The following is a 24649-nucleotide window of genomic DNA, read 5'->3' as shown; positions in this document are numbered from 1 at the left end:
TCGAGATCACGGACGCCGTTCTGCTATCAAGGGGCATGGCCCCTGCGTCCAGCGCACCGGAGCGCGAGTCCGCGATCACGCGGTCGCGCCCGTGGCGTGCCGCCCTGGCGCTCGTGGGTGGCGCGTGGGCGCTCCTCTCGCTGCCACTCGTCGCGGCGGACTGGTCGTGGCCGTGGGTGGCGACGCTCAGCGGCGCGGAGCCCTGGAGCTCGGTGCGCGCCGCCGTCGAGGACCCGTACGTCGTGTTCGGCGCGCTCGCCGGCCTCTCGTTCCTCGCGATCGGGATCGCGCTGCTGCCGGACCTCCGACGCGCAGGTTGGGGCGGCATCGTCATGCTCGTTGCGGTGCTCGCCGGAGCGGTCGTGAGCCCGCTGAGCTATCTCGGCACGCCGGAGTCATCGCTGCTCCACTGGCTGTGGGGCTCGGAGGGCCCGCTGCTCGTCGGGGTCGGGCTCGCGGGCGTGCTCGCGGCAGTCACTGCCCGCGGCTGGCCGCTGGCAGTGCGGCTGCTGCTCGGGGCGACGCTGCTCGTGCTCGTCGCCGGCACCCTCGCGCTCGGCTACTTCCCGCACGGGCCGCTGCTGGCCCTCGGGATCGAGGCCGCCGTGCTCATCCTGGGGGCCAGCAGGGCGAGCGAGCCCACGCTCGCGAGCGCGGACGGCGCCGCCGTTCCCGCCTAGACGACGGGGCGGAGTCGCCCGACCGGCACGTCGGCGCTCATCTGCACGAGCCCCAGGGGCTCCGCGAGCCGATCCGCCGTGCCAGCGGGAACCGCGCCAGCGCGCTCGAGCAGCGCGAGCGCGACGGGCGCCCCCGCGCGCCGGGCGCCGTCGGCGACCTTCACGACCGCGGTCGTGCCGTCCGGCGCGACGATCGCCTGCGTGCCCTCCGCGCCGAACTTCGTCGCGCATCCGGTCTCGGCGATCACGACGGCGTCGGGTCTGCCGGCGCCGTCGATGAGGGTCGGATGCGCGCGCATGGCGTCGCCCACCTCGCGGCCGCCGCCCATCGCGTCGGGCGCCAGCCCGCGGAACGCCCGAGCTAGCCCGACCGGCGAGGTGGGGAAGACGAGCGCGCCGCAGCCGTCGTGCGCGAAGGCCGTGATCGGCTCTCTCGCGGCGATCGCGATCCCCTCGCGCAGCACCGAGGCCAGCTGGTGGTCGTCAGACCAGTAGTCCGCCGAGGTGCCCAGAGCGCGAGCGGATGCGGCCAGCGCGATGTGCTTGCCGACGCACATGTGGGCGAACCGCCGGTGCGTGCCGTCCGGGGCCTTCATCGGCGGGCAGTACAGCGCATCCTCGGTGACGCCCAGCCGCGTCGCCATCGCTTGCGCGGTGTCGATGTGCTCCTGGTCGGCCCAGTGGCTCGCGCTCGCGAGCGCCGCGTGCGCGGGAGCCAGCTCGAGCAGCCCGGCGTCGAGGAGCGCGGCGGCGTACAGCGGCTTGAGCGCGCTGCGCGCCAGGAACGGCGCGTGGATGTCGCCGTGCGCCTCGATCACGGTGCCGCCGGGGTCGACCAGGACGGCGACGCCGCGGTGCTCGGACTCGGTGAAGCCGTCGCGCTCGACGACGGCGAGGAGCTCGGTGGAAGGCACGGGCTCAACGGTAGTGGGCGGCGGCGTCTCCCCCGCTGATCGAGTAGCTGCCGGGCGCAGCCCGGCCGCGTATCGAGATCATCCCGCGGACGCGGGCGGCGACTGCGCCGCCTCGACGTCGAGCAGCCGCCGCTTCGCGGCCACGCCGCCGACGTACTCGCCGAGCCCGCCGTCGCTGCGCACCACCCGGTGGCACGGGACCGCGATCGGCAGCGGGTTCCGCCTGCAGGCGGAGCCCACCGCGCGGACCGCCCGCGGCGATCCCGCCGCCGCGGCGACCTGCGCGTAGCTGCGCGTCTCGCCGTATGGGATCTCGCGGAGCCGCTCGACGACGCTGCGCCCGAAGCCGCGCGCGAGCGCGAGGTCGAGCGGGCCGTCGAACGCGCGGGCGCGGCCCGCGATGAGGTCGTCGAGCCGACGCGCCGCGGCGTCGAGTCGCTTCGGCGCCTCCAGCACGCGAGGGCTGATGGCGATCGCGAGCCGCTCGAGCGTCGCCTCCGGCTCGGCGCCGTCGAACGTCACCGACACGAGGCCCGCCGGGGTCGCGGCGAGCAGCAGCGTGCCGACGTCGGTGTCGAGCGACCGGTAGGCCACGTCGAGCAGCCCCTCCTCTGCCGCTCGATCGGCGAGCCGCGCGCGCAGCGCGTCGAGCGGCGGCTCGGGCAGCGCACCAGCGAGGTCGAGCTCAGGCATCGGTGACTCCCATCAGCTCGCGCAGGCGACGCACGCCATCGGACGACGCGCGACGGGCCGCATCCGCCGACGAGCCGAGCGTCGCCGCCACCTCGGCGAACGGCAGCCCACCGAGGTGGTGCAGCACCACCGCCTCGCGCTGCCGGGCAGGCAGCAGCGAGAGCGCTCGAGCAAGGTCGAGATCGCGCGTCGCTGCGGGCACCGGCCGGTCGGGCACCTCCCCCACCACCAGGCGCGAGCGGCGACGCAGCACGTCGATCGCCTTGCGATGCGCGATCGTCACGAGCCAGCCCTCCACTCGCTCATCGTGCGCGAGCCGCGGGTACGCCTCGAGCGCGGCGAGGAACGTCTCGCTCCAGGCGTCGTCGGCGTCGACCTCGTCGAGGAGCGCCCGGCACACGCGCCAGACCCTCGCGCCGTGCAGCGCGACGATCGTCTCGAACGGCGCACGCGTCACGCGACCGAATCTAGCCCGGAGCCCCCGAGCCCCATGCCGCCGAGCCCCGCGCCGCGCTCGTGATCGAGCAGGAAGCGCTTGCGCTCGACTCCCCCGGCGTAGCCGATCAGCTTGCCCGTCGATCCGACCACGCGGTGGCAGGGCACGACGATCGAGATCGGGTTGCGGCTGTTGGCGAGGCCGACCGCCCGCACGGCAGTCGGCTGCCCGAGCGATGCGGCGATCCAGCCGTAGGTGCGCGTCTCGCCGTAGGGGATGGTGCGCAGCGCCTGCCAGACGCGCTGCTGGAACGGGCTGCCCGCCGGATCGAGCGGGAGGTCGAACGCCCTGCGCTCCCCCGCCCAGTACTCGCCGAACTGCTGCACCGCATCCGCGAAGGCCGAGTCGTCGCGCGCGCCGAACGCCGCGTCGTCGGGCGCGGGACGGTGGTCGGGCATGAAGACGCCCGTGATGCCCCAGTCGCCGCGCACGAGCGTGAGCGGGCCGATGGGGCTATCGATGATGGTGTGGATCATGGCCGCATTCCTCTCATACCCAGCCAACGCGTCGGGCCCCCGGAATGTGAGCCTGTGGATGGATCGCGCCCCCGCCGCCCTAGGCTCTCACCATGGAGATCGCCCTCGTCCGCCACGGTCAGACCGACTTCAACCGCGACGGGAAGCTGCAGGGCACGAGCGACATCCCGCTGAACGAGACCGGGATCGCGCAGGCGCACACCGCCGCGCGGCTGCTCGCCGATGATCGGTGGGATGCCGTGGTGTCGTCGCCGCTCGAGCGCGCGGCCGTCACCGCCGACATCATCGCGGCGACGCTCGGCCTCGACGTCAGCGGCCGGTATGCGAGCCTCATCGAGCGCGCCTACGGCGAGGCGGAGGGGTTGACGAAGGAGCAGGCGGTCGAGCGCTTCGGCACCGACTGGCCCGGCGAGGAGGACTTCGACGACCTGCAGCGCCGCGCTGTCGCGGCCGTCGACGAGGTCGCGGCGCGGAACCCGGTCGACGCGCTCGTCATCGTCACGCATGGCACCTTCATCCGCGCCTTCGCCGACCACGTCACGGGCATCGAGACGCGCACGCCCGACAACGCCCACTCCGTGCGGTTCGCGGGCGTGCCCGGCGCCTGGCAGCTCGTCGACGGGCTGGTGCGCAAGTGAGCCTCGACGCGCTGCGGGCCGCGCTCCCCGCCCACGCGCTCGTCACCGACGCCGCCGCCCTCGACATCGCGCGCGCCGACAAGTCGGGACACCGCTCGATCGCGGCACCGCTCGCCATCGTCGAGGCGGAGGACGCCTCGCACGTGCAGGCGGCGCTGCGCTGGGCGAGCGAGCACCGCGTGCCGGTCGTGCCGCGCGCGGCCGGCACCGGCCTGGCCGGCGGCGCCATCGCGGGCGGCGGCGAGCTGGTCGTCTCGGTCGACCGCATGCGGCGACTGCTCGACGTGTCGGTCGTCGACCAGTCCTGCCGGGTCGAGCCGGGCATCCGCAACGCGGAGCTCAACGACCTCCTCGCCACCCACGGCCTGTGGTGGCCTCCCGACCCGGCGAGCCGCGCCATCTCGTCGGTGGGCGGCAACATCGCCACCAACGCGGGCGGGCTGCTGTGCGCGAAGTACGGGGTGACGCGGGAGTGGGTGCTCGCGCTCGACGTCGTGCTCGCCGACGGCAGCCTCATCTCGACCGGCCATCGCACCGTGAAGGGCGTCACGGGCCTCGACCTCACGGCGCTCCTGATCGGCTCGGAGGGCACGCTCGGCATCATCGTCGGCGCGACCCTCAAGCTGCGCCCGCTGCCCGAGGGCGGCGTGTGGACGGTCGGCGCATTCTTCGACGACGAGGCCGTGGCGGCCGCCGCCTGCACCGCGGTGACGGCCGCGCGCATCCGTCCGGCCATCATGGAGCTCGTGGGCCGTGACGCGGTCTCGATGCTCGCCGCCTACACGGGCCAGCCGATGATGGGCGCCTTCGTGCTCGTGCAGACCGACGAGCTCGGGGCGGAGGCGACGTCGGAGGTGGTGGCCGAGATCCTCGCCGCGCACGGCGGGCGGGTCGAGCGCACGGCCGATGCGGGGCGGTCGGATGTGCTGGTGCAGGTGCGCCGGCAGGTGCACTTCGCGCTCGAGTCGTTCGGCACCGTGCTGGTGGAGGACGTCTCGGTGCCGAGGTCGCGGATGGCCGACATGTTCCGCGCGTGCGACGAGGCTGCCGCGCGGCACGGGGTGCGGCTCGCGACGACCGCCCACGCGGGCGACGGCAACCTCCACCCGACGTTCGTCTTCGACGGCACCGAGCCGTCGGAGGCGATCTGGGCGTGCGCGAACGAGGTCTTCGAGGCAGGGATCGCGATGGGGGGCACGCTCACGGGCGAGCACGGCGTCGGCATCCTCAAGCGGCGCTGGCTCGTCGACGAGCTCGGGGAGCGGCAGCTCGCGCTGCAGCATGCGGTGAAGGCGGCGTTCGACCCGCTGGGCATCCTGAATCCGGGCAAGGCGATCTAGCACGTCGAGGGTCTGCGTCCGAGTCGACCTGCACTCGGACGCAAACCTTCAACCGGTCGACACGCCCCGCAAGCACGTCGAGGGTTTGCGTCCGAGTCGACCTGCACTCGGACGCAAACCCTCAACCGGTGGCGCGGGAGCGGTCGCTAGCGCACCGCGACCAGGTCGCAGACGAAGATGAGCGTCTCATTCGGGCCGATGACGCCGCCGGCACCCTGGGCACCGTAGGCGAGGTGCGGCGGGATGACGAGCTTGCGGCGACCGCCGACGCGCATGCCCTCGATCCCCTGCTCCCAGCCCTTGATGACCATGCCGACCCCGAGCGGGAACTCGAGCGGGGCGCCGCGGTTGTACGAGGCGTCGAACTCCTCGCCGCCCGAGTGGGTGACGCCCACGTAGTGGACGCTGACCTGCTTGCCCGACACCGCCTCCTCTCCGTCGCCGACGGTGATGTCGGTGATCTCGAGCTCTGCGGGTGCGGGACCTTCGGGGGCATCGATCTGGGGCTTCTCACTCATGCATCCATCAAAGCACGAGCCCTGTCGCCGGTCAGCCGAGATGCGTAGCCTGAGCAGGTCGGCAACGACGGCGCCGACGCGACATCAAGGAGGACCACCATGGCCATCACCTCGAACGCGAGCACCAGCTGGACCGGCGGACTGGGCAGCGGCTCCGGCACGACGACGCTGGGCACCGGCTCCACCTTCGACCTCACCTGGAAGGCCCGCGCGGAGGAGGGCGGAGCGACCACTCCGGAGGAGTTCCTCGCTGCCGCGCACGCCTCCTGCTTCGCGATGGCGCTCTCGCACACGCTCGAGGAGGCCGGGCACTCCCCCGAGACGCTGAACACCTCGGCGAAGGTCTCGTTCGTCGCGGGCAAGGGCGTCACGACGAGCGTGCTCACCGTCTCGGGTGTCGTGCCGGGCATCGACCAGGACCAGTTCCTCGACTACGCCCAGCAGGCCAAGGCCGGCTGCCCTGTCTCCCAGGCGCTGGCAGGCGTGGAGATCCAGCTCGACTCCGCCAGCCTCGACGCCTGAGGTTTGCCGTAGGTAAAACTTTGCAGTAGCGGAAAAGCTGATCTTGCTCTATAAAAAGAGCAGGCGAACCCCCGTCCACCCGCCTTCACAAGGAGCATCATGAAGTTCAAGCAGCCCTCGATCAGCCTTCCGACCCGCCGTGGTGACGACTACATCATCATGGGCGACGACTACATCATCATGGGCGACGACGACATCTAAACCACTCGTCGCATCCAGCGGCCGCGCGTCGACTCCCCGAGTCGGCCCGCGGCCGTTCTGCGTCCCGGGCGGATGCGTCGACTCCCGTCCGCCGGCCCTCGCAGCACGCGCTCGTCATCGGTAGGCTCCCGCCATGCTGCACGGGGAGTCCCCCACGCCCGCGCCGGGTCGTCGTGCGCTCACGCTGCTGGTCGCGTCCGTCATCATCGCCGTGCTCGTCGCCATCGCCAGCCTGCTCGGCCTGCTCACCGAGTGGCCCTACCGGTTGGAGACCGAGAACTGGCGCCTGCAGGCGAAGGGCCAGGACATCGGGAACCTGGCGGCGGTCGTCGTGCTCGTCGCGAGTGCCGTCAGGATGCGCGCCGGCTCGTCCCGCGCTGCCGAGCTCTGGCTGGGCACCTTGCTCTACCTGCTGTACGCGTACGTCGTCTACGCCTTCGCTGTGCACCTCGGCCGGCTATTCCTCGTCTACGTGGCGGTGCTTGGCCTCGTGTTCTACACGGTTCTCGCTGCGTGGCCCGCACTGCAGCCCGGACGAGCCGCGCGCGGCGGGGCGCGCGCGTTCGCCGGGTGGACGCTGGTCGGCATCGGCTGCCTCTTCGCGCTGCTCTGGCTCAGCGAGCTCATCCCCGCCGCCGTCACCGGCCGGGTGCCGGCGAGCCTCGAGCTGGCCGGGCTCGTCGTCAATCCGGTCCACGTGATCGATCTGGCTGTGGTGCTGCCGGGGATGATCGCCATCGGTGTGCTCACGCTGCGTGGACACGGCTCCGGCTCGATGCTGACGGTGCCCGCGCTCTGGTTCTCCGTGCTCATGGGGTCGAGCATCGTCGCCGCCATGCTGCTGATCCTCGCGAGTGGGGACGCGAGTGCCCTGGTCGCCATGGTGATGGTGCTCGTGGTCGTGGCGCTCAGCCTCACGGCGATGCTGACGTTCGCACGCTCGCAATCTCGGAGTGCCCGAGAGCGTGCGACAACGTAGCGAGACAGCGCTCCACCGATCGCGCGAGGCCTACCTGCCGATCAGTACCCGCACAGCTCGGGTTCCGCCGCCTCGACGACGATGCGGTACTCCTCGGCCGTCCACCCGTACCGCTCGGCCTGCTCGGCGTGCTCGCCGGCATCGCCCATCCTGCCCTCATCGATGTAGAGGCGATCGCACCACTCGTAGCCCACGCCGACGACGACGTGCCGGAACACCTCGAGCGACTCGCCCTCCGCGGGCGCCAGCGGCGAGCCGGCGGCCGCGAGCTCGGTGGCGACGGACTCGGCGAAGTCGAGCTCCCAGGCTCGGTTCTCGTCCTGCCAACGCTCCTCGACCGCCGGGTCGAACTCGTCGTAGCCCGAGCCGTAGGGCGCTGATCCGCCGACGAAGCCGAAGCCGTAGGGGTCGGATCCCGGCGGCGCGATCACGCAGCCTGAGAGCGCCACCGCGGCGGTTGCGGCGAGGGCGAGCGAACCGAGGGTGCGATGCATCAGCGGCCTTTCAGAGGACGATCGGGCGGCCGCGCTTGGGTGCTCGTCGCTCGAGATCGAGTGTCGCATGACGGGGCGCCGAGATGCCGGCCCGCCGCTCGTCAGCGCGAAGGCGCGTCGACGGCTTCGAGCGGGAAGAAGAGGACCGGCGGGGCGACCGACGGAGCGTCGAACCAGAACAGCGCCGCGTACGAGCCGACGAGGGCGACGCCGACAAGGCTCCACGCCGTCGCGAGCACGAGCCCGCGCACCCGAGCCACGAGCTCGCGATCATGCCGTCGCCACTGCGTGACGATCCAGGCGAGGGCGATCATGCCGACGACGGCTCCCTGCACGGCGGGCATTACCTCGATCACCACCGACCACGCCGGCTCGTCGGCGCTACCGCCGCCGCCACCGCCACCCGATGAGCCGAAGGGACCGGAGAGCACCCACGCGGCCAGCCCAGCACTCACGAGGAACCCGAAGCCCCACTCGCGACGCTCGGTGACGTCTCGCTCGAGCTCGGTCGCGTGGTGAGTCTCGCTCATGTGCTCATCATCACCGCAGCAGGGCCCGGACGCAACGGCATCCGTCACCGCGTGGCCGCGCATCCTCGATCTGCGTGACATAGGCGGACGTCCCGGACGCTCGGAAAACCACGAAGGCCACCTGCTCTCGCAGGTGGCCTTCACTCACTGTCTCAACACAGTGCGCGCCCGGAGGGATTCGAACCCCCAACCTTCTGATCCGTAGTCAGATGCTCTATCCGTTGAGCTACGGGCGCTTGGCCGAACGGCCAGGGATCAGACTACCTGATCCCTGGCCGTCAGCGCGAATCGAGCCGCGTCACGCGCTCAGCGCGTCACGCGACGAGGCTCACAGGGGGCGAATGTTCGCAGCCTGCGGGCCCTTGTTGCCCTCGACGATCTCGAACTCGACTGCCTGAGCCTCTTCGAGGGTCTTGAAGCCGTTGGACTGGATCTGGCTGTAGTGAGCGAACAGATCCTTGCCGCCGTCGTCCGGAGCGATGAAGCCGAAGCCCTTGCCGGAGTCGAACCACTTGACGGTGCCGGTTGCCATAATTCCTTCAATCCTGCTGTGCGGCCTGGGCCGCGTTGAAAAGCGCAGAACAAGAATCGTCCTGCGCCTTGGCCACAGTAGCGTGCTTGACCCCGCCGACGCTGAGAAACTTTCCTCAGGTTCCACCGAGGGCCGCCGCGGGCCGCCCTGAGACGACGAATGCCCCTTCGTGGCGAGACGAAGGGGCAGACGTGGAGACGGAGGGATTTGAACCCTCGGTCCCCTATTGGGGACTCCACCTTAGCAGGGTGGTGCACTAGGCCGGACTATGCGACGTCTCCTGGGCCCACGCGACGCGGGCCGACGGCAAGCCTACCAAAGTCCCGGAGCGGTCTCGGTACAGGCGGCCTGAGCACGAGGGGCCAGCCGCGTTCCCGGTCAGCTTCCGTACGGCACGACGCACGACTGCTGCGACGCATCCTGCCCGACGACGCCGTCGAGCTCGTCGGTCGGCACCGGCGTCTCGGTCGCTCCGGGCGTCTGCGACGGCAGCGGGGTCTCGGTCGCGGCCGGCGTCTCGGTCGGCGCGGCCGAGCCTGTCGGCGCTGGCGTCTCCTCCGTCGAGCCGACGCCGAGGGAGTCCTCGCCCAGGTCGATCGGCAGGTCGAGACGGATGCGTCGCATGAGCTCGTCCGCGCGCTCCGAGTCCGGGATGACGCGGGGTCCGGACGGGACGTTCGGGTAGAGCACGAACTGCATCGTCTCGAGCGGGATGTCGGCGAGCACGCGGGCCATCGACACCATGGTGCCGATCTCGCCGAGGCCGGACGACAGAGTCATGTTCTCGATCGCGACCTGCGCGATGGAGTAGAGCTTCGTGACGTCGGTGAGCACCGCATCCGACTGCAGCGTGCGCACGAGCGACGACAGGAACACCTGCTGCGACGAGATGCGGGCCAGGTCGGAGCCGTCGCCGACGCCGTGGCGGGAGCGAAGGAACGCGAGCGCCTGCTCGCCCTGCAGCTCGTGCGTGCCCGCCTCCTCGACGACGAGTCCCGTGTAGGGATCGTCGATCGGGCCGGCGAAGCACACGGGGACGCCGCCGACCGCGGTCGACATGCTGATGACGCCCTGGAAGGTGATCATCGCGGCGTACGGCACCTCGATGCCCGTCAGGTCGGAGACCACCTCGGCGACGCACGGCAGTCCGCCCCGGGCGAGCGCCTGGTTGAACTGCACGTTGCGGGCGGCGGGCACCGTGTCGCCCGTCTCCGGGTCCTCGCAGGTGGGGAAGTCGACCATCAGGTCGCGCGGGAAGGAGACGACGCGCGCCTGCTGGTGGTCCTCGCTGACGCGCAGCAGCATGGTGACGTCGTTGAGGCTGCCGCCGTCGTACGCGGACTCGCCGAACTGCTCGCCCTGCCCCTCGCGCTGATCGGAGCCGACGAGCAGGATCGTGAAGCCACCCTCGTAGGGCGCGAAGCCGGCCTGCGCCGGCGGCACGTCGGCGGCGAGCTCGACGGTCTCGATGCTCGTGGTGAACCGCAGGATCGAGAAGCCGACGACGCCGACGATCGCGACGAGCAGCACCGCCATGCCGAGCGCGATCCAGCGGAAGACGTGCGCGACGCCCGAGTGGCGGCGCAGCCGTCCGTGGCGAGGCGACATCGACGAGGTGTCGACGACGCTCCCGGTGCGCTCGGTTGCCATGCGTTCTCCTTCTGACGCGGAGGGCGTGGGATTCGAACCCACGAGGCATCGCTGCCCACCGGTTTTCAAGACCGGCTCCATCGGCCGCTCGGACAGCCCTCCCGGCCCCTGACCGCGGCGGCGGGCGGTGGGCCTCCGGACGATTCTACGGCGAAGCCGGGGGGCTCCACTGCGAGCGCTCTCGCGACCGGCTGCGAGCGGCGCTCAAGCGGGGACGAGCAGGCCCTCGAGCACGAGCGCGAGCCCGTCCTCCTCGACCGAACCGGTCACGTCGCTCGCGGCGTCCTTGACCTCGTCGGGCGCCTGGCCCATCGCGACCGCGCGGCCGCCGCCCTCGACGACCCAGCGGAACATGTCGATGTCGTTGCGACCGTCGCCGACCACGACCATCCGGTCTCGCGGGATGCCGAGCTTCTCGCCGACGATCTCGAGCCCGGTCGCCTTGTTGACGCCGTCCGGTGCGATGTCGAGCCACGACGAGTAGCCGATGGCGTACGAGACCTTGTGGAGCCCCATCGACTCGACGATCTCGAGGAACTCGTCGACGTCGTGGTCGGGGCTCATCACGACCACGCGCAGTGCCGGCTTCTCGAGCAGAGCCTCGAACGGCACCATCTCGCCGTCATCGAGGTTCCAGTCGACCATGCCGTTCGTGTAGCGGCGGTGCCCCGTCGGGTCCTCGACCATGAACGAGCCGGTCGGCAGCCCCTGCGCGATGGTCCTGAGCGCTTGCGAGGGGTCGAACGTCTCGACGTGCACGGCCTCGTACGCCTCGCCGTGGCGCTCGAGCACGAGCGCGCCGTTCGCCGCGACGAGGTGGCTCGGCTCGATCCCGAGCCGCACGGCCGTCGACTCGGTGGTGGCCTGCGAGCGGCCGGTGGCCAGCACGACGATGTGGCCGGCGTCGACGACCGCACGCACGGCGTCGAGCACGCGGGGTGCGAGCGAGTCGTCCTCGTGCACGATGGTGCCGTCGATGTCGAGGCCGATGAGCAGGCGCTGCATCAGCTGGGCTCGATCGTGGAGATGCCGCCCAGGTAGGGCTGCAGTGCGGCCGGCACACGCACGGAGCCGTCGGCCTGCTGGTGCGTCTCGAGGATCGCCACGAGCCAGCGCGTGGTGGCGGCGGTGCCGTTGAGGGTCGCGACCGGCGCCGTCTTGCCGGAGTCGGTGCGGTAGCGGGTGCCGAGCCGGCGCGACTGGAAGGTGGTGCAGTTGGAGGTCGAGGTCAGCTCGCGGTACTGCTGCTGCGAGGGGATCCACGCCTCGATGTCGAACTTGCGCGCAGCCGAGGAGCCGAGGTCGCCGGCTGCCACATCGATGACCCGGTAGTCGAGCTCGCACGCCTGCAGCATGCGCTCCTGCAGCGCGCGCATCCGCTCGTGCTCCGCCTCGGCGTCGTCGGGCCGCACGTACGAGAACATCTCGAGCTTGTTGAACTGGTGCACGCGCAGGATGCCGCGGGTGTCGCGGCCGGCGGAGCCCGCCTCGCGCCGGTAGCACGTCGACCAGCCGGCGTAGCGGAGCGGCTGCGAGAGGTCGACGATCTCGTCGGCGTGGAAGCCCGCGAGCGCCACCTCGCTCGTACCGGTGAGGTAGAGGTCGTCGGCGGGCAGGTGGTAGACCTCGTCGGCGTGCTCGCCGAGGAAGCCTGTGCCGCGCATGATCTCGGGGCGCACGAGCGTCGGCGTCATGAGCGGCGTGAAGCCGTCGGCCAGCACGTGGTCGAGTCCCATGAGCATGATCGCGAGCTCGAGCCGCATGCCGATGCCGGTGAGGTAGTAGAAGCGGCTGCCGGCGACCTTGGCGCCGCGCGCGATGTCGAACGCCTTCAGGCTCTCGCCGAGCTCGACGTGATCGCGAGGCTCGAAGTCGAAGCTGCGCTCCTCGCCGTGGGTGGCGAGGGTGACGAAGTTCGACTCCTCCCCTGCCGGCACGTCGGGGTGCACGAGGTTGCCGAGCTTCGAGACCGCCGCGTCGAACGCGGCCTCGGCCTCGCTGACGCGCGCCTGTGCCTCCTTCACACCGGCTGCCAGCGCCCTGCCCTGCTCGATCAGCGCCGCGCGCTCGTCCTTCGCGGCCGCGCCGACGAGCTTGCCGTGGGCGTTCTGCTCGGCCCGCAGTCGCTCGAACTCGGTGATGGCGGCGCGCCGGGCGCTCTCCGCGGCGAGCGCCTCGTCGACGTAGCCGACCGGGTCGCCGCGGCGCTCCTGGCTTGCCTTGACGAGGTCGGGCTGCTCGCGCAGCAGCTGAGAATCGATCACACGCCCAGTCTACGAGCGCGACGCTCCCGCACCCTGCGCACGCGGTGCGCGCGCTCGCGGCTCGTCCGGCGGATCCGGCACTACAGTGCGAGGATGCGCGCTGGCATCGTCTACAACCCCGTCAAGATGGACCGCGACACGCTCGCGCCGGAGATCGAGTCGGTGCAGCCGCTCGAGTGGTCGGAGCCCTTCTGGATCGAGACCGCCGCAGACGACGCCGGTGAGGCGGCCGTGCACGAGGCGCTCGACGCGGGCGTCGACCTGCTCATCGTCGCGGGCGGCGACGGCACGGTGCGGGTGGCGGCGGATGCGGCGACCGGCGCGCGCGTGCCGCTTGGCATCGTCCCGGCCGGCACGGGCAACCTGCTGGCTCGCAATCTCGGCATCGACGTCGCGAACGTGCGGAACGCGGTGCGAACGGCGTTCGAGGGCGACGACCGCGAGATCGACCTCGGCGAGCTCGAGATCCAGTCGCCCGACGGCAGCCGCTCGAAGCACGCGTTCGCGGTGATGGTGGGCTTCGGGCTCGACGCCGAGATGATCGACAAGACCGACGAGGACCTCAAGAAGAAGGTCGGCTGGCTGGCCTACATCGATGCCGCGGGGCGCGTCATCTCGACGCTCGACAAGGTCCGCGTGCACGTGCGGCTCGATGGCGGGCGCACCGTGCGCTCGACGGTGAACACGATGCTCATCGGCAACTGCGGCACGGTCACGAACGGGATCATCATCCTGCCGGACGCCGCGATCGACGACGGGATGCTCGACATCGCGCTCGTGCGGCCGCGCGGCGCGCGGGGATGGCTGCAGGTGGCCGGCTACATCGCCCGCAACAACCTGCTCGTGACGAAGCTGCTGCGTCGCCGCGGTCACCTCGGCCGCCAGCGCAGCGGCGCGGCGCTCGGCTACGGGCAGGCGAAGGAGACGCAGGCGAGGCTCGACGAGCCCCGCGCGGTGCAGGTGGACGGCGATGTCGTCGGTGAGGCGATCGCTCTGCGCGCCGGCATCCGGGAGGACGCGCTCGTCGTGCGGGTTCCCAGGGAGCACGCGCAGGACGAGGGCCCCGCGGTCTGAGGCCCCGCTCAGGGGTCGCGCACGCGCGCCAGCCCCTCGTAGTCGAGCACGACACCGTCGGCGTCGATGGTCAGCGTCGCTGCGAAGCTGCGGTCGGCGCTCGCGTACTGCACCCTGCCGGCGGCGTCGGAGGCGTACAGCTGCACGTCGCGCAGCACCCGCAAAGACGGCACCTCCACCCAGGCGGCGACGATCGCGGTCTCGGCGACCGGCCCGTCGAGCAGCCCGAGCCGACGGATGGGCATCGTGTTCGTCACCGGGCACAGCCCGAGGTCGCAGTCGACGGCTCCGGCCACGACGTCCGGGTCGGCGAGCCCCGGCGGAGGGAGGCGGCGCTCCCCTCGTGCCTCGGCATCGGCGCGCCACCGACCGGCGTCGCTGCGCTCGAGCCGCAGCGATCGCGACCAGCCGTCGCCCTGCACCGCCACCTCGAGCAGGCGCGTCGTCCAGCGCTCGTCGACGTCGAGGCGCCAGGCGAGCGCGTAGCCGGCGGTGGTCGACGAACCGTGGCCCCGGATGCCGCCGGCGTCGACGGACAGCACGGCACGGTCGGTGCGACCGGGGTCGTCGACACCGATCCAGGTGCGATCGATGAGCACGGCGCGCACGCTACTCGCCGCCGGTGCCGACTGCCAGGGGTCCTCCCCGTGCGCCGGCTCGGCGCGAGCCGCCTCAGGCTCCGGCGGCGTCCGGCTCGCCCGCGATGAGTCCGCGCAGCCAGTCGCGTGCCTCCTCGAACGAGCGGTCCGAGTAGCGGCGCTCCACATGGATCCGCTGGCCGTCGGCGCGCGGGTACGAACCGAGGAACGTCACCGAGGGGCTGAAGCGCTTCAGGCCGAGCAGCGCATCCGCCACGCGCTCGTCGCGGATGTGGCCGTCGGCGTCCATCACGAAGCGGTAGCGGCCGAGCCGGTCGCCGATCGGCCTGGACTGGATGAGCGACAGGTTGACGCCACGGGTCGCGAACTGCTCGAGCATGTCGAGCAGCACGCCGGGCTGGTCGCTCGGCAGCTCGACGACCAGGCTCGTCTTGTCGGCGCCGGTCGGCTTCCCCGGGGCGCCGGCGCGACCGACGTAGAGGAAGCGGGTGACCGCATCCGGATTGTCACCGATCCGGTCGGCGAGCACGTCGAGGCCGTCGACCCACTGGCTGATCGTCGGTGTCGAGAGCGCGGCCTGCGCGGTGCCGGAGCCCAGCTCGGCCGCGGCCGTCACGTTCGACGCCGCCGGCAGGTGGGCGCGGCCCGGCAGCTCGCGCTGCAGCCAGCCGCTGCACTGCGCCCACGCGACCGGGTGCGCGGCGACCACGCGGATGTCGTCGAGCCGCGTGCCGGCGGGCGCGACGAGCGAGAAGTTCACGCTCACGACGTGCTCGGAGATGATGCGGATGCCGGGGGTCGCGGCGAGCGCGTCCTGCGCGGCCGTGACTCCGCCCTCGATGGAGTTCTCGATCGCGATCATCGCGGCGTCCGAGCGACCTTCGGAGACCGCCGTGAGCGCCTCGGCGACGTTCGCGACCGGCACGCGCTCCGTGCGCTCGAGGCCTGGCACCTGCTCGAGCGCCGCCTCGGTGAAGGTGCCGCGGGGCCCGAGGAACGTGACGGCGCGCGGCTGGAGCATGCGACCAGCCTACGGTCGCGCCATCCTGCCCCGGCGCCGTGGCGCCGGCTCAGCCCGCGGCGAGCGAGCGGATGGCCGCGAGCGTGCGGTCGATGTCGGCGGGCGTCGTCGCCCACGACGACATCGCGCACCGGAGCGCCGCCCTGCCTCGCCACTGCGCGCCCGTGACGACCGCGGTGCCCTCCGCGAGGATCGCGGCGCCGAGCGCCGTCGTCTGCTCGTCGGTGGGCATCCGGAACATCACCTGGGTGTAGTCGACCTCGTGCAGCAGCTCGATGCCGTCGATCGCAGCGAGCCCCTCGGCCATCGCTCGCGCGTTGGCGTGCAAGCGCTCGATGAGCTCGACGACGCCGGTGCGGCCGAGGCTGCGCAGGGCCGCCCAGGCCGGCACGCCGCGCGCGCGGCGCGACAGCTCCGGGGTGACGTCCCACGGGTCGAGGCCGGTGTACACGAGGTAGTCGCCGCCGGTGCGGAGCGCCGCGATGGAGTCGGCGGGGTCGCGCACGATCGCCATGCCGCAGTCGTAGGGCACGTTGAGCGTCTTGTGCGCGTCCGTGGCCCACGAGTCGGCGGCCTCCATGCCGGCGGTCAGGTGCGACAGGCGCGGGCTCGTCGCCGCCCACAGCCCGAAGGCGCCGTCGACGTGCACCCACGCGCCGTGCTCGCGCGCGATGGGGATGAGCGCGCCGAAGTCGTCGAACGCGCCCGTGTGCACCTCGCCCGCCTGCAGGCAGACGATGAGCGGCTCCTCGCTCTCACCGAGCGCCGGCTCGAGCGCCTCGGGGAGCATCCGCCCGTCGTCGTCGGCGGGGACGACGATGATGTCGGCGCGACCGATCCCCAGGAATCGCACGGCCCTGTCGATCGACCCGTGCCGGTCCGCGCCGACGACGACGCGCACCCTCGGCGCACCGCGGAGTCCCTGCTCGCCGTGATCCCAGCCGGCACGGGCGAGCACGGCGCTGCGCGCCGCCATCAAGCACGCGAGGTTCGCGATCTGGCCGCCGGTGACGAAGCCGACGCTCGACCCCTCGGGCAGTCCGAAGAGGTCGAGCATCCACTGCCCGGCGATGCGCTCGAGCGCGACGGTCGTGGGCGTGAGCATCGCCGAGCCGGAGTTCTGATCCCACGCCGAGACCAGCCAGTCGGCGGCGAGCGCCGCCGGCAGCGTCGCGCCGATGACGAAGCCGAAGAAGCGGCCGCCGGGGATGCCGACCAGGCCTGGCCCCGCGCCGGCCGCCAGCTCGCCCACGACATCCGCCGGGTCGAGCCCCTCCTCGGCAAGCGGGCCGCCGAACGTGTCGAGCATCTCGTCGAGCGTCGCGCGCGGCCACACGGGCCGGTCGTCGAGCGAGCGGAGCCAGTCGAGGGCCGCCGCGTGCGCGGCTTCGAGCGCCCTCGAGCGGTCGTCCGCGCCCTCGCCGTCGTCCACGCGCGCCAGTGTGGCATCGGGGCGCGTGGCCGACAACGGGTCTCTTCGCGCCTGCGCAACCTGACAACCGGCTCCTCGCCCGCTGGGCGCCGCGATGCTTGGATGGGGCCATGACCCGAGCAGGCACCGTCGCCCAGCCCCAGGACCTCATCGATGTCGCCGCGCTCGAGCGCGCCTACTTCGAACTGCGGCCCGACGTGACGAACCCCGACCAGGCGGTCGCGTTCGGCACGAGCGGCCACCGCGGCAGCGCGTTCGACACGGCCTTCAACGAGGCGCACATCCTCGCGATCACGCAGGCGATCTGCGAGTACCGCGCGTCGCAGGGCACCACGGGACCGCTCTTCATCGGCCGGGACACGCACGCCCTCTCGCTGCCGGCCGAGCGCACCGCGCTCGAGGTGCTCGTGGCGAACGGCGTCCGGGTGTGCGCGGACGCCCGGGGCTCGGTGGCGCCGACCCCCGCGGTGTCACGCGCGATCCTCGCGTACAACGCGGACGCATCCGAGACCGCCGACGGGAATGGAGACCGCGCGGACGGCATCGTCGTCACCCCCAGCCACAACCCGCCGCGGGACGGCGGCTTCAAGTACAACCCGCCGCACGGCGGCCCCGCTGACTCCGACGCGACCGGCTGGATCGCGAAGCGCGCGAACGAGCTCATCGCGGGCGGCCTCGAGGGCGTGCAGCGGCTCGAGGTGACGGGCGGCAGCGACCCGCGGGTCGAGCTGTACGACTTCCGCGAGGCGTACGTCAACGCGCTCGGCGGCGTCATCGACTTCGAGGCGATCAAGGCGAGCGGCATCCGCATCGGCGCCGACCCGCTCGGCGGCGCGGCCGTCGACTACTACGGCGCGATCGCCGAGCGCTACGGCATCGATCTGACGGTGACGAACCCGACCGTCGACCCGACGTGGGCGTTCATGACGCTCGACTGGGACGAGAAGATCCGCATGGACTGCTCGAGCCCCAACGCGATGGCCTCGGTGCTCGCCCGCCGTGACGAGTTCGACATCCTCACCGGCAACGACGCCGACGCCGACCGGCACGGCATCGTGACGCCCGACGGCGGGCTCATGAACCCGAACCACTTCCTCGCGGTCGCGATCGAGTACCTCTACGCGCACCGCCCGCAGTGGCGGCCCGACGCGGCGATCGGCAAGACGCTCGTGTCGTCGTCGATGATCGACCGAGTGGCGGAAGCCCTCGGCCGGCGGCTCTGGGAGGTGCCGGTCGGCTTCAAGTGGTTCGTGCCCGGGCTCGTCGACGGCTCGGTCGGATTCGGCGGCGAGGAGAGCGCCGGGGCGTCGTTCCTGCAGGCGGACGGCACCGTCTGGACGACCGACAAGGACGGCATCCTGCTGTGCCTGCTCGCGTCGGAGATCCGCGCGGTCACGGGCAAGAGTCCCTCGCAGCTGTACGGCGAGCTGACCGAGCGCTTCGGCGCGCCGGTCTACGAGCGCGTGGATGCGCCGGCGACGCGTGAGCAGAAGGCGCGGCTCGGCAAGCTGTCGGGCGACGCGGTCACGGCGACCGAGCTCGCGGGCGACCCGATCGTCGCGAAGCTCACGGAGGCACCGGGCAACGGCGCCGCGATCGGCGGGCTCAAGGTCGTGACGGAGCGGGCGTGGTTCGCGGCCCGGCCGTCGGGCACCGAGGACGTCTACAAGATCTACGCCGAGTCGTTCGCGGGCGCCGACCATCTGCGGCAGGTGCAGTCGGAGGCGAAGGCGATCGTGGACGCGGCGCTGGCGGCTCCCGCCGGCTGAGCCGCTCGCTGAACGCGGCAGCTCCGTTTCGACACGCTCAGCTCGCTTCGCGCGCGGAGCGGCTCAACGAGCGGAGAGGGCGCCGCCCCGCTGGCTGAGCCAACTCGTGCGGCATGCCAGGACCCGCTCGAGCGACGGGGACCCGCTGCACCGATCGGGACCCGGTGCACCGGGTCCCGATCGGTGGACGGGGTCCCGCGGGGCGGTCAGCGGGCGAAGGAGTCCGTGACGATGCGCACGTCGGGGCCGAGCACATCCGTCACGAGGGCGACGCCCGACTCGACCGTCAGCTCGTTGCGCCACGCCGAGCGCGTGATGGGCTCGGCGGCGTCGACGAGCGGATGCAGCTGCAGGTTGCGGCGGTGGATCCAGTCCTGCGACACGAACTGCTGCGGCGTGAGGTCGAAGTGCATGTACAGCGGCACCGCGGCGGGGTCGACGACCTCGACCTCGCCACCTGGCACGCCGACGAGGTCGAACTGCGCGACGGCGCTCACGACGCGCGGGATCGCCATCTGCGTGGTGAGCGCGTTGCCGATCGAGTAGTAGACGAACGCGCGCGAGCCGTCGGCGCGCGACAGCCACTCCGCCTCCTGCAGCACGTGCGGATGCGTGCCGATGATCACCTCGGCACCCAGGTCGGCGAGCCGCTGCGACTGCTCGCGCTGGCGGTCGTTGACGACGCCCGAGTACTCGTCGCCCCAGTGCACCGCGACGATCGTGGCGTCGGCGATCTCCTCGGCCTCCGCGAGCTGCTGGTCGACGAGCGGATCGTCGAGCCAGGTGACGACGGTGTCGTTCGTGGGCGTGTTCGAGAGGTCGACGAAGTTCAGGAACGCGACCGTCAGCGGGTGCTCGCCGTCTGTGGGCACCTCGGCCGTCGGCACCGCCGCCTGCTCGGCCTCCGAGCGGAACGCGCCCGAGATGAGCAGCGGGTCGAGCTCGTCCCACACCGCCCGAGTGCGGTCGACGCCCTCCTGGCCGCGGTCGAAGGTGTGGTTGTTGCCGAGCCCGATCGTGTTGCAGCCGGCCGCCGCGAGCCCCTCCGCGAACTCGACCGGCGCGTTGAACGCCGGGAAGTACGTCAGCCCCAGCTCGACACCGGCTGACGGCGCCTCCTGGTTGCAGTAGACGAGATCGCTGTCCTCCCAGATCGGGCGGGCCGCGTCGAAGAACTGCGCGTAGTCGTAGCTGCCGTCGGGCTGCTGCGCATCCATCGTCACCGAGTCGTGCGGCAGCATGTCGCCCATCGCCGACACCGACACCGTGCTCGGCTCGGGCGTCGGGGACGGCGTGGCGGATGAGGTCGGCTCGGTGACCGGGTCGCTCGCGACCGGTGCGGGGTCGAGCGAGCCCTGCGCGCAGCCGCTCAGCACGAGCGCGGCGGCCGTGGCCGCCAGCACTCCCCGACCGGCCCGGGCTGCGATGCCGCCCGCCGAGGAACCGCTGCTGCCCGCCGTGACCATGGCACCAGGCTAGGCCCAGGGCAGTTCCGGGGCGGGGTCGGGTCGTCAGCTGCCGCCGAAGTACCAGAAGAGCACGAGCAGCACCACGATCGCGATGACCGCGAGCGTCCAGTCGCCGCCGGCCGACGGACGGCCGCTCGAGCCGCGGGAGCGATGCGACGAGCGCGGGCTCGAGCCCCAGCTCCACGAGCCGCCGGAGCGACCTGACGAGCCCGAGCCACCTGACCAGCCCGAGCGACCCGACGAGCCCGACCGGCCGAACGAGCCGCCGCCGCCCGACCGCGAGCCGCCGCCGAAGAAGCTGCGGGAGCCACCGCCGAAGCCGCCGCCACCGCCGCGCCTGCCGCCCCCGCCGATCGATCGTCCGATTTTCGCCATGGCTGCAGGCTAAGGCAGCGTCGCTGCGATCCGCCCGGGTCGCGGGGTCGCGGGTGCGGTGTCAGGGCTCGACGAGCGTCACCTCGGGACCGAGCGCCGCGGCGATCGCGGCCCGCTGCTCGTCGACGGTGGTCTCCCACGCCGAGCGCGCGAGCGGCTCCGCGGCATCGCGGAGCAGGTAGAGGTGCGGGTTCGAGCGCGTCGCGAGGTTGCCCGCGCGGCGGTCGGCGACCGTCCAGTCGAAGTGCATGTAGATCGGGATCGCTCGCGGGTCGCGGATCTCGACCTCGCCGCCCTCGACGACGATGTCGAACTGGCCGATCGCGCTGAACACGCGCGGCACGTCGACCTGCGACGAGAGCGCGTTGCCGAGCGAGTACCAGACGAGCGTCCGGCCGCCGTCGTGCTCGATCCACTCGACCGGCTCGAGCACGTGCGGATGCGTGCCGACGATGACGTCGGCGCCGAGCGACGCGAGCCACTCGGCCGTGCTGCGCTGCGACGCGTGGACGGTCGGCGCGTACTCGACGCCCCAGTGCGCGGCGACGATCACCACGTCGGCCTCCGCGGTCGCCCGCGCCATGAGCGCCTCGACGATGGCGCGGTCGGAGAGCATGGTGAGGCTCGTCGCGGGACCGGCGATGTTCGTGAGCGCCGTCGCGGAGACGAACGCGATCCTGACGCCGTCGACCTCGGTGATCGCGGGCCGCAGCTGCTCCTCGGCCGAGCGGGCGGTGCCGTGCCAGATGACCGGCAGCGTGTCGAGCACGTCGAGCGTGCCCTCGAGGCCCGGCACGCCGGCGTCGAGGGCGTGGTTGTTGGCGGTGCTGAGCGCGTCGCAGCCGGATGCGGCGAGGTCGCGCGCGAACGCGCCGGGCGCGTTGAAGGCGGGATACGCCCGCACGCCGAGCATGTCGCCGGCGACCGGCGCCTCGAGGTTGCACGTGACGAGGCCGCTCGACTCGAGCACGGGGGTGACGTCGCTGAAGTACTGCGCGAAGTCCCAGCCATCGCCGGCGCGGGCGCCGTCCAGGATCGTCTGGTGCGGCAGCATGTCGCCGAGCGCCGAGACGCGCACGACCGTCGCATCGCTCGTCGGCGACGCGGTCGGCACCGACTCCACGGACGGCACCGACTCCGCGGTCGGCGCGGCGGGGGTGGTCGTCGCCGCGCTCGGGGACGCGACCGGCTCGGGCGCCGCGGTGCAGCCGGCGAGCCCGACCACGGCGATCGCGACGATCGCCGCCGGCAGCCTCACGACGCGTCCTCGGCATAGGCGGGCGCGGGCTCGAGGCCGAAGTGCTCCTCGAGCGTCCGGGTGCCCCGCTCGTGCATCGCGGTCGACACCTCGGCGCCGACGAACCGCAGGTGCCACGGCTCCCACGCGTAGCCGGTCACGGCATCCGCACCCTCCGGGTAGCGCACGACGAAGCCGAACTCCCACGCGTGCTCGGCGATCCACCGGCCGGCGGCGGTCTCGCCGAAGCAGTGGTCGAGCCTGCACAGCTTCGCGGTCGACATGAGGTCGATCGCGAGCCCGGTCTGGTGCTCGGAGTGCCCGGGTCTGGCGCTCGTGGTGTCGGCGGCGGCCTGCCCGAAGCTGGCGATCGCGTTCTGGTAGTACTGCGCCTGCAGCGCGAAGGAGCGGTAGGAGGAGGTCACGAACGTGCCCTCGCCCACCTCCGCGCGCATCGCGGCGTCGAGCTCGGCGAGCGCCGCGTCGAGCTCGGGGCGCACGACCTCACCGCCCTCCTGCGCGGTCGAGACCGGCACGAGCTCCGGCGCGAAGTCGGGCGGATCCATCGGCCGCAGCTTGTTCACCACCACCTGCAGGCTGCTCGCGGTCGAGACGTCCCACTCGGGCGCCGGCTGCTCGGGCTCCGCGGTGACCGGTCCGCTCTCGCTCGGCGATGCGCTCGCGCTCGCCGCGGGGGCGGACGCGGTCGGGGCGGATGCGGCGGGCGACGCGGGCGGGCGCGTCGGCTCCGGGGTCGCGACGGTCGCGCATCCGCTCACCATCAGCGCCGCGGCGAGCGCCGCCATCACCCTTCGCACCGCACCATCGTGGCACGCGGGTCGGCGCGGCCAGCGACTCCTCGCCGGAGGTGGCGCAGAGGGCATTCCATTCGCTAGACTAACGATCTCTCTCTACCGAAGGATCCCTCCATGCCGCAGCGCGACCCGCGCTCCGTCGAGCCTGCCGAGCCCGACGCCCCCCTCATGTCCCGCCGCCAGATCATGCTCGTGCTCGTCGGGCTGATGATGGCGATGTTCCTGTCGTCGCTGTCGCAGACCGTCGTCGGCACCTCGATGCGCACGATCGCCGACGACCTGCATGGCCTCGACCTGCAGGTGTGGGTCGTGACGGCGTTCCTCATCGTCTCGACCATCGTCACGCCCATCTACGGCAAGCTCAGCGACATCTTCGGCCGTCGGCCGCTGTTCATCATCGCGATCGTGCTGTTCCTGGTCGGCTCCATCGCCTGCTCGTTCGCGGTCGACATGGTGCAGCTCGCCGCGTTCCGCGCCCTGCAGGGCCTCGGCGCCGGCGGCCTCATGTCGCTGCCGCTCACGATCATGGGCGACGTCCTCAGCCCCCGCGAGCGCGCGAAGTACCAGGGCTACTTCCTCGCCGTCTTCGGCATCTCGTCGATCATCGGCCCGCTGATCGGCGGCGTGTTCGCCGGCGAGGAGCAGATCCTCTTCCTCGACGGCTGGCGCTGGGTCTTCCTCTTCAACCTGCCCATCGGCGCCGCGGCGCTGTGGATGGTGTGGCGCTACCTGCACCTGCCGGCCCACCACGAGCGCGTGCGCATCGACTGGTGGGGCGCGGCGCTGCTGGTGGTCGGCGTCGTGCCGCTGCTGCTCGTGGGCGAGCAGGGCCGGGAGTGGGGCTGGGGCTCCCTCGCGTCCATCGCCTGCTACGTCGTCGGCGTGGTCGGCATCGCGCTCTTCATCTGGGTCGAGCACCGCATGGGTGACGCCGCGCTCATCCCGCTGAAGCTGTTCCGCAACCGCACGTTCTCGATGGCGACGCTGCTCGGCGTCTTCACCGGCTTCGGCATGTTCGCGGGCATGATGATGATCCCGTTCGTGCTGCAGATCGTGCACGGCATGAACCCGACCGAGGCGGGCCTGTCGACGCTGCCGATGATCCTGGGGCTCATGATCGCCTCGATCGGCTCGGGCCAGGTGATCGCGCGCACCGGCCGCTACGGGTTCTTCCCGGTGCTGGGGCTCGCGGTCATGGCGGTCGCCTACGGCGTGCTCGTGACGCTGCAGTACGACAGCCCGCTCTGGATCCTGCTCGTCGGGCAGCTGCTCCTCGGGCTCGGCCTCGGCCAGCTGATGCAGACGCTCACGATCGCGTCGCAGAACTCGGTCGAGCCGAAGGACATGGGCGTCGCGACGAGCGCCGCGACCTTCTTCCGCCAGCTCGGCGGCACGGCCGGCGTGGCCGTCGTCTTCTCGATGCTGTTCGCGCGACTGCCGGAGACGCTGCAGGCGGCGTTTGGCAGGCCGGACCTGCGCGCCGACCTCGCGGTCGCGCTCGAGGACCCGGCGGTGCTCGCCGACCCCGGCAACGAGCGCATCCTCGGCATCCTGCAGGACCCGTCGCAGATCGGCACCGCGCTCAACGAGGACTCGTCGTTCCTGAACACCGCGGACCCCCGGCTCGCGGCTCCGTTCCTCGACGGCTTCTCCAATGCCACGACGGGCCCCTTCTGGGTCGCGCTCGCCGTCGTCGGCGTCGCGCTCGTGCTCGCGTTCTTCTTCAAGGCGCCGCCGCTGCGGCAGAAGTCCGCGATGGAGGAGGCGATGGAGGCACGCGCCGCGCAGTCGCAGCTGGAGGCTGACGCAGCGGCTCCGGGATCGGTCTCCCCTCCCGTCACGACGTCGTCGAACCCGGTCATCCGCCCAGGGGCGAGGCCTGGAGCATCCTGATTGCACTCCCAGGTTGCGCGCCTACGTTGGCACAGGGA

General features: G+C 72.1%; 26 protein-coding genes and 3 tRNA genes. 8 read left to right on the top strand and 21 right to left on the bottom strand.

What is annotated here, in order from left to right; all coding sequences use genetic code 11:
* Window positions 1-35: 35 nt before the first annotated feature.
* A complete protein-coding gene (locus ACLQ21_RS06655) occupies window positions 36-680 on the top strand; it encodes a hypothetical protein (RefSeq protein ID WP_425662481.1) in 645 nt (214 codons plus the stop codon).
* On the opposite strand, the gene ACLQ21_RS06650 is transcribed toward ACLQ21_RS06655, so the two are convergent.
* The 4 genes from ACLQ21_RS06650 to ACLQ21_RS06635 all read right to left on the bottom strand — a co-directional run bounded on the left by ACLQ21_RS06650 (window position 677) and on the right by ACLQ21_RS06635 (window position 3259).
* Complete coding sequence (locus ACLQ21_RS06650; protein WP_425662480.1) at window positions 677-1594, bottom strand: asparaginase; 918 nt, start codon at window positions 1592-1594, stop codon at window positions 677-679. The two genes, ACLQ21_RS06655 and ACLQ21_RS06650, sit on opposite strands and share 4 nt — an antisense overlap.
* Before the next feature lie 78 nt (window positions 1595-1672).
* Entirely contained in the window at window positions 1673-2287 is a 615-nt protein-coding gene (locus ACLQ21_RS06645; RefSeq protein ID WP_425662479.1) for a methylated-DNA--[protein]-cysteine S-methyltransferase, read from the bottom strand.
* Window positions 2280-2744: an RNA polymerase sigma factor gene (locus tag ACLQ21_RS06640; RefSeq protein WP_425662478.1), complete on the bottom strand. Its 465-nt coding sequence runs from the start codon at window positions 2742-2744 to the stop codon at window positions 2280-2282. The genes ACLQ21_RS06645 and ACLQ21_RS06640 overlap by 8 nt, the downstream gene beginning before the upstream one ends.
* On the bottom strand, window positions 2741-3259 hold the full coding sequence (locus ACLQ21_RS06635) for a methylated-DNA--[protein]-cysteine S-methyltransferase (protein WP_425662477.1): 519 nt from the start codon (window positions 3257-3259) through the stop codon (window positions 2741-2743). The genes ACLQ21_RS06640 and ACLQ21_RS06635 overlap by 4 nt, the downstream gene beginning before the upstream one ends.
* Before the next feature lie 92 nt (window positions 3260-3351).
* Here ACLQ21_RS06635 and ACLQ21_RS06630 point away from each other — a divergent pair, with 92 nt between their 5' ends.
* Window positions 3352-3897, top strand: a complete 546-nt coding sequence (locus tag ACLQ21_RS06630; RefSeq protein ID WP_425662476.1) for a histidine phosphatase family protein — start codon at window positions 3352-3354, stop codon at window positions 3895-3897.
* Window positions 3894-5237: an FAD-binding oxidoreductase gene (locus tag ACLQ21_RS06625; RefSeq protein ID WP_425662475.1), complete on the top strand. Its 1344-nt coding sequence runs from the start codon at window positions 3894-3896 to the stop codon at window positions 5235-5237. The genes ACLQ21_RS06630 and ACLQ21_RS06625 overlap by 4 nt, the downstream gene beginning before the upstream one ends.
* Before the next feature lie 146 nt (window positions 5238-5383).
* On the opposite strand, the gene ACLQ21_RS06620 is transcribed toward ACLQ21_RS06625, so the two are convergent.
* Window positions 5384-5755, bottom strand: coding sequence for an FKBP-type peptidyl-prolyl cis-trans isomerase (locus tag ACLQ21_RS06620; protein WP_425662474.1), 372 nt, complete (start codon window positions 5753-5755; stop codon window positions 5384-5386).
* A 99-nt stretch (window positions 5756-5854) separates the two neighbouring features.
* Here ACLQ21_RS06620 and ACLQ21_RS06615 point away from each other — a divergent pair, with 99 nt between their 5' ends.
* Window positions 5855-6277, top strand: a complete 423-nt coding sequence (locus ACLQ21_RS06615; protein WP_425662473.1) for an OsmC family peroxiredoxin — start codon at window positions 5855-5857, stop codon at window positions 6275-6277.
* 334 nt (window positions 6278-6611) lie between these two features.
* Window positions 6612-7457 (top strand): hypothetical protein, encoded by an 846-nt coding sequence (locus ACLQ21_RS06610; protein ID WP_425662472.1) that lies wholly within the window; start codon window positions 6612-6614, stop codon window positions 7455-7457.
* Window positions 7458-7498: 41 nt separating this feature from the next.
* Here ACLQ21_RS06610 and ACLQ21_RS06605 read toward each other — a convergent pair whose 3' ends face one another.
* The 9 genes from ACLQ21_RS06605 to serS form a co-directional block, all read right to left on the bottom strand.
* On the bottom strand, window positions 7499-7951 hold the full coding sequence (locus ACLQ21_RS06605; protein WP_425662471.1) for a hypothetical protein: 453 nt from the start codon (window positions 7949-7951) through the stop codon (window positions 7499-7501).
* A gap of 101 nt (window positions 7952-8052) precedes the next feature.
* A complete protein-coding gene (locus tag ACLQ21_RS06600; protein ID WP_425662470.1) occupies window positions 8053-8481 on the bottom strand; it encodes a hypothetical protein in 429 nt (142 codons plus the stop codon).
* A 163-nt stretch (window positions 8482-8644) separates the two neighbouring features.
* A tRNA-Arg gene (locus ACLQ21_RS06595) sits at window positions 8645-8717 on the bottom strand.
* Window positions 8718-8809: 92 nt separating this feature from the next.
* Entirely contained in the window at window positions 8810-9013 is a 204-nt protein-coding gene (locus ACLQ21_RS06590) for a cold-shock protein (protein ID WP_092666090.1), read from the bottom strand.
* A gap of 192 nt (window positions 9014-9205) precedes the next feature.
* Window positions 9206-9294, bottom strand: a tRNA-Ser gene (locus ACLQ21_RS06585).
* A gap of 97 nt (window positions 9295-9391) precedes the next feature.
* Complete coding sequence (locus tag ACLQ21_RS06580; RefSeq protein ID WP_425662469.1) at window positions 9392-10663, bottom strand: LCP family protein; 1272 nt, start codon at window positions 10661-10663, stop codon at window positions 9392-9394.
* 17 nt (window positions 10664-10680) lie between these two features.
* Window positions 10681-10765 (bottom strand) — tRNA-Ser (locus ACLQ21_RS06575).
* A gap of 102 nt (window positions 10766-10867) precedes the next feature.
* Window positions 10868-11668, bottom strand: a complete 801-nt coding sequence (locus tag ACLQ21_RS06570; protein WP_425662468.1) for an HAD family hydrolase — start codon at window positions 11666-11668, stop codon at window positions 10868-10870.
* Window positions 11668-12927, bottom strand: coding sequence for a serine--tRNA ligase (serS, locus tag ACLQ21_RS06565; protein ID WP_425662467.1), 1260 nt, complete (start codon window positions 12925-12927; stop codon window positions 11668-11670). Before serS ends, ACLQ21_RS06570 begins: the two co-directional genes overlap by 1 nt.
* A gap of 93 nt (window positions 12928-13020) precedes the next feature.
* Here serS and ACLQ21_RS06560 point away from each other — a divergent pair, with 93 nt between their 5' ends.
* The gene (locus ACLQ21_RS06560) at window positions 13021-14001 is read left to right on the top strand and encodes a diacylglycerol/lipid kinase family protein (RefSeq protein ID WP_425662466.1); all 981 of its coding nucleotides are present in this window, start codon (window positions 13021-13023) and stop codon (window positions 13999-14001) included.
* Between the two features lie 8 nt (window positions 14002-14009).
* On the opposite strand, the gene ACLQ21_RS06555 is transcribed toward ACLQ21_RS06560, so the two are convergent.
* The 3 genes from ACLQ21_RS06555 to ACLQ21_RS06545 all read right to left on the bottom strand — a co-directional run bounded on the left by ACLQ21_RS06555 (window position 14010) and on the right by ACLQ21_RS06545 (window position 17053).
* A complete protein-coding gene (locus ACLQ21_RS06555) occupies window positions 14010-14600 on the bottom strand; it encodes a putative glycolipid-binding domain-containing protein (protein WP_425662465.1) in 591 nt (196 codons plus the stop codon).
* A gap of 73 nt (window positions 14601-14673) precedes the next feature.
* Window positions 14674-15621, bottom strand: coding sequence for a prephenate dehydratase (gene pheA / locus ACLQ21_RS06550; protein WP_425662464.1), 948 nt, complete (start codon window positions 15619-15621; stop codon window positions 14674-14676).
* 49 nt (window positions 15622-15670) lie between these two features.
* Window positions 15671-17053, bottom strand: a complete 1383-nt coding sequence (locus ACLQ21_RS06545; protein ID WP_425662463.1) for a pyridoxal phosphate-dependent decarboxylase family protein — start codon at window positions 17051-17053, stop codon at window positions 15671-15673.
* A gap of 110 nt (window positions 17054-17163) precedes the next feature.
* Between ACLQ21_RS06545 and pgm the strand changes: the two genes are divergently transcribed.
* Window positions 17164-18822 carry a phosphoglucomutase (alpha-D-glucose-1,6-bisphosphate-dependent) gene (gene pgm / locus ACLQ21_RS06540; RefSeq protein ID WP_425662462.1) on the top strand — a complete coding sequence of 553 codons (1659 nt, stop codon included), beginning with the start codon at window positions 17164-17166 and terminating at the stop codon, window positions 18820-18822.
* 206 nt (window positions 18823-19028) lie between these two features.
* On the opposite strand, the gene ACLQ21_RS06535 is transcribed toward pgm, so the two are convergent.
* The 4 genes from ACLQ21_RS06535 to ACLQ21_RS06520 all read right to left on the bottom strand — a co-directional run bounded on the left by ACLQ21_RS06535 (window position 19029) and on the right by ACLQ21_RS06520 (window position 22721).
* Window positions 19029-20288, bottom strand: a complete 1260-nt coding sequence (locus tag ACLQ21_RS06535; RefSeq protein WP_425662461.1) for a CapA family protein — start codon at window positions 20286-20288, stop codon at window positions 19029-19031.
* A 45-nt stretch (window positions 20289-20333) separates the two neighbouring features.
* Window positions 20334-20666: a hypothetical protein gene (locus tag ACLQ21_RS06530; RefSeq protein WP_425662460.1), complete on the bottom strand. Its 333-nt coding sequence runs from the start codon at window positions 20664-20666 to the stop codon at window positions 20334-20336.
* Window positions 20667-20727: 61 nt separating this feature from the next.
* Window positions 20728-21924, bottom strand: coding sequence for a CapA family protein (locus tag ACLQ21_RS06525; RefSeq protein WP_425662459.1), 1197 nt, complete (start codon window positions 21922-21924; stop codon window positions 20728-20730).
* Entirely contained in the window at window positions 21921-22721 is an 801-nt protein-coding gene (locus tag ACLQ21_RS06520; protein ID WP_425662458.1) for a M15 family metallopeptidase, read from the bottom strand. Before ACLQ21_RS06520 ends, ACLQ21_RS06525 begins: the two co-directional genes overlap by 4 nt.
* A 111-nt stretch (window positions 22722-22832) precedes the next feature.
* Between ACLQ21_RS06520 and ACLQ21_RS06515 the strand changes: the two genes are divergently transcribed.
* Entirely contained in the window at window positions 22833-24611 is a 1779-nt protein-coding gene (locus ACLQ21_RS06515; protein ID WP_425662457.1) for an MDR family MFS transporter, read from the top strand.
* The last annotated feature ends 38 nt before the right edge of the window (window positions 24612-24649 follow it).

The sequence above is a fragment of the Agrococcus sp. DT81.2 genome, assembly GCF_049844935.1.
In the GTDB taxonomy this organism is placed as follows: Bacteria; Actinomycetota; Actinomycetes; order Actinomycetales; family Microbacteriaceae; genus Agrococcus.
This window is presented reverse-complemented; position numbering and strand designations above follow the sequence as displayed.

What these genes read in the sequence shown, in the direction of transcription:
- pgm (WP_425662462.1), top strand. Translation starts at nt 17,164, where the DNA reads ATGACCCGAGCAGGCACCGTCGCCCAGCCCCAGGACCTCATCGATGTC.
- ACLQ21_RS06600 (WP_425662470.1), bottom strand. Translation starts at nt 8,481, where the DNA reads ATGAGCGAGACTCACCACGCGACCGAGCTCGAGCGAGACGTCACCGAG.
- ACLQ21_RS06580 (WP_425662469.1), bottom strand. Translation starts at nt 10,663, where the DNA reads ATGGCAACCGAGCGCACCGGGAGCGTCGTCGACACCTCGTCGATGTCG.
- ACLQ21_RS06630 (WP_425662476.1), top strand. Translation starts at nt 3,352, where the DNA reads ATGGAGATCGCCCTCGTCCGCCACGGTCAGACCGACTTCAACCGCGAC.
- ACLQ21_RS06635 (WP_425662477.1), bottom strand. Translation starts at nt 3,259, where the DNA reads ATGATCCACACCATCATCGATAGCCCCATCGGCCCGCTCACGCTCGTG.
- ACLQ21_RS06570 (WP_425662468.1), bottom strand. Translation starts at nt 11,668, where the DNA reads ATGCAGCGCCTGCTCATCGGCCTCGACATCGACGGCACCATCGTGCAC.
- ACLQ21_RS06610 (WP_425662472.1), top strand. Translation starts at nt 6,612, where the DNA reads ATGCTGCACGGGGAGTCCCCCACGCCCGCGCCGGGTCGTCGTGCGCTC.
- pheA (WP_425662464.1), bottom strand. Translation starts at nt 15,621, where the DNA reads ATGCTCCAGCCGCGCGCCGTCACGTTCCTCGGGCCCCGCGGCACCTTC.
- ACLQ21_RS06560 (WP_425662466.1), top strand. Translation starts at nt 13,021, where the DNA reads ATGCGCGCTGGCATCGTCTACAACCCCGTCAAGATGGACCGCGACACG.
- ACLQ21_RS06620 (WP_425662474.1), bottom strand. Translation starts at nt 5,755, where the DNA reads ATGAGTGAGAAGCCCCAGATCGATGCCCCCGAAGGTCCCGCACCCGCA.
- ACLQ21_RS06645 (WP_425662479.1), bottom strand. Translation starts at nt 2,287, where the DNA reads ATGCCTGAGCTCGACCTCGCTGGTGCGCTGCCCGAGCCGCCGCTCGAC.
- ACLQ21_RS06605 (WP_425662471.1), bottom strand. Translation starts at nt 7,951, where the DNA reads ATGCATCGCACCCTCGGTTCGCTCGCCCTCGCCGCAACCGCCGCGGTG.
- ACLQ21_RS06530 (WP_425662460.1), bottom strand. Translation starts at nt 20,666, where the DNA reads ATGGCGAAAATCGGACGATCGATCGGCGGGGGCGGCAGGCGCGGCGGT.
- ACLQ21_RS06655 (WP_425662481.1), top strand. Translation starts at nt 36, where the DNA reads ATGGCCCCTGCGTCCAGCGCACCGGAGCGCGAGTCCGCGATCACGCGG.
- ACLQ21_RS06590 (WP_092666090.1), bottom strand. Translation starts at nt 9,013, where the DNA reads ATGGCAACCGGCACCGTCAAGTGGTTCGACTCCGGCAAGGGCTTCGGC.
- ACLQ21_RS06615 (WP_425662473.1), top strand. Translation starts at nt 5,855, where the DNA reads ATGGCCATCACCTCGAACGCGAGCACCAGCTGGACCGGCGGACTGGGC.
- ACLQ21_RS06535 (WP_425662461.1), bottom strand. Translation starts at nt 20,288, where the DNA reads ATGGTCACGGCGGGCAGCAGCGGTTCCTCGGCGGGCGGCATCGCAGCC.
- ACLQ21_RS06515 (WP_425662457.1), top strand. Translation starts at nt 22,833, where the DNA reads ATGCCGCAGCGCGACCCGCGCTCCGTCGAGCCTGCCGAGCCCGACGCC.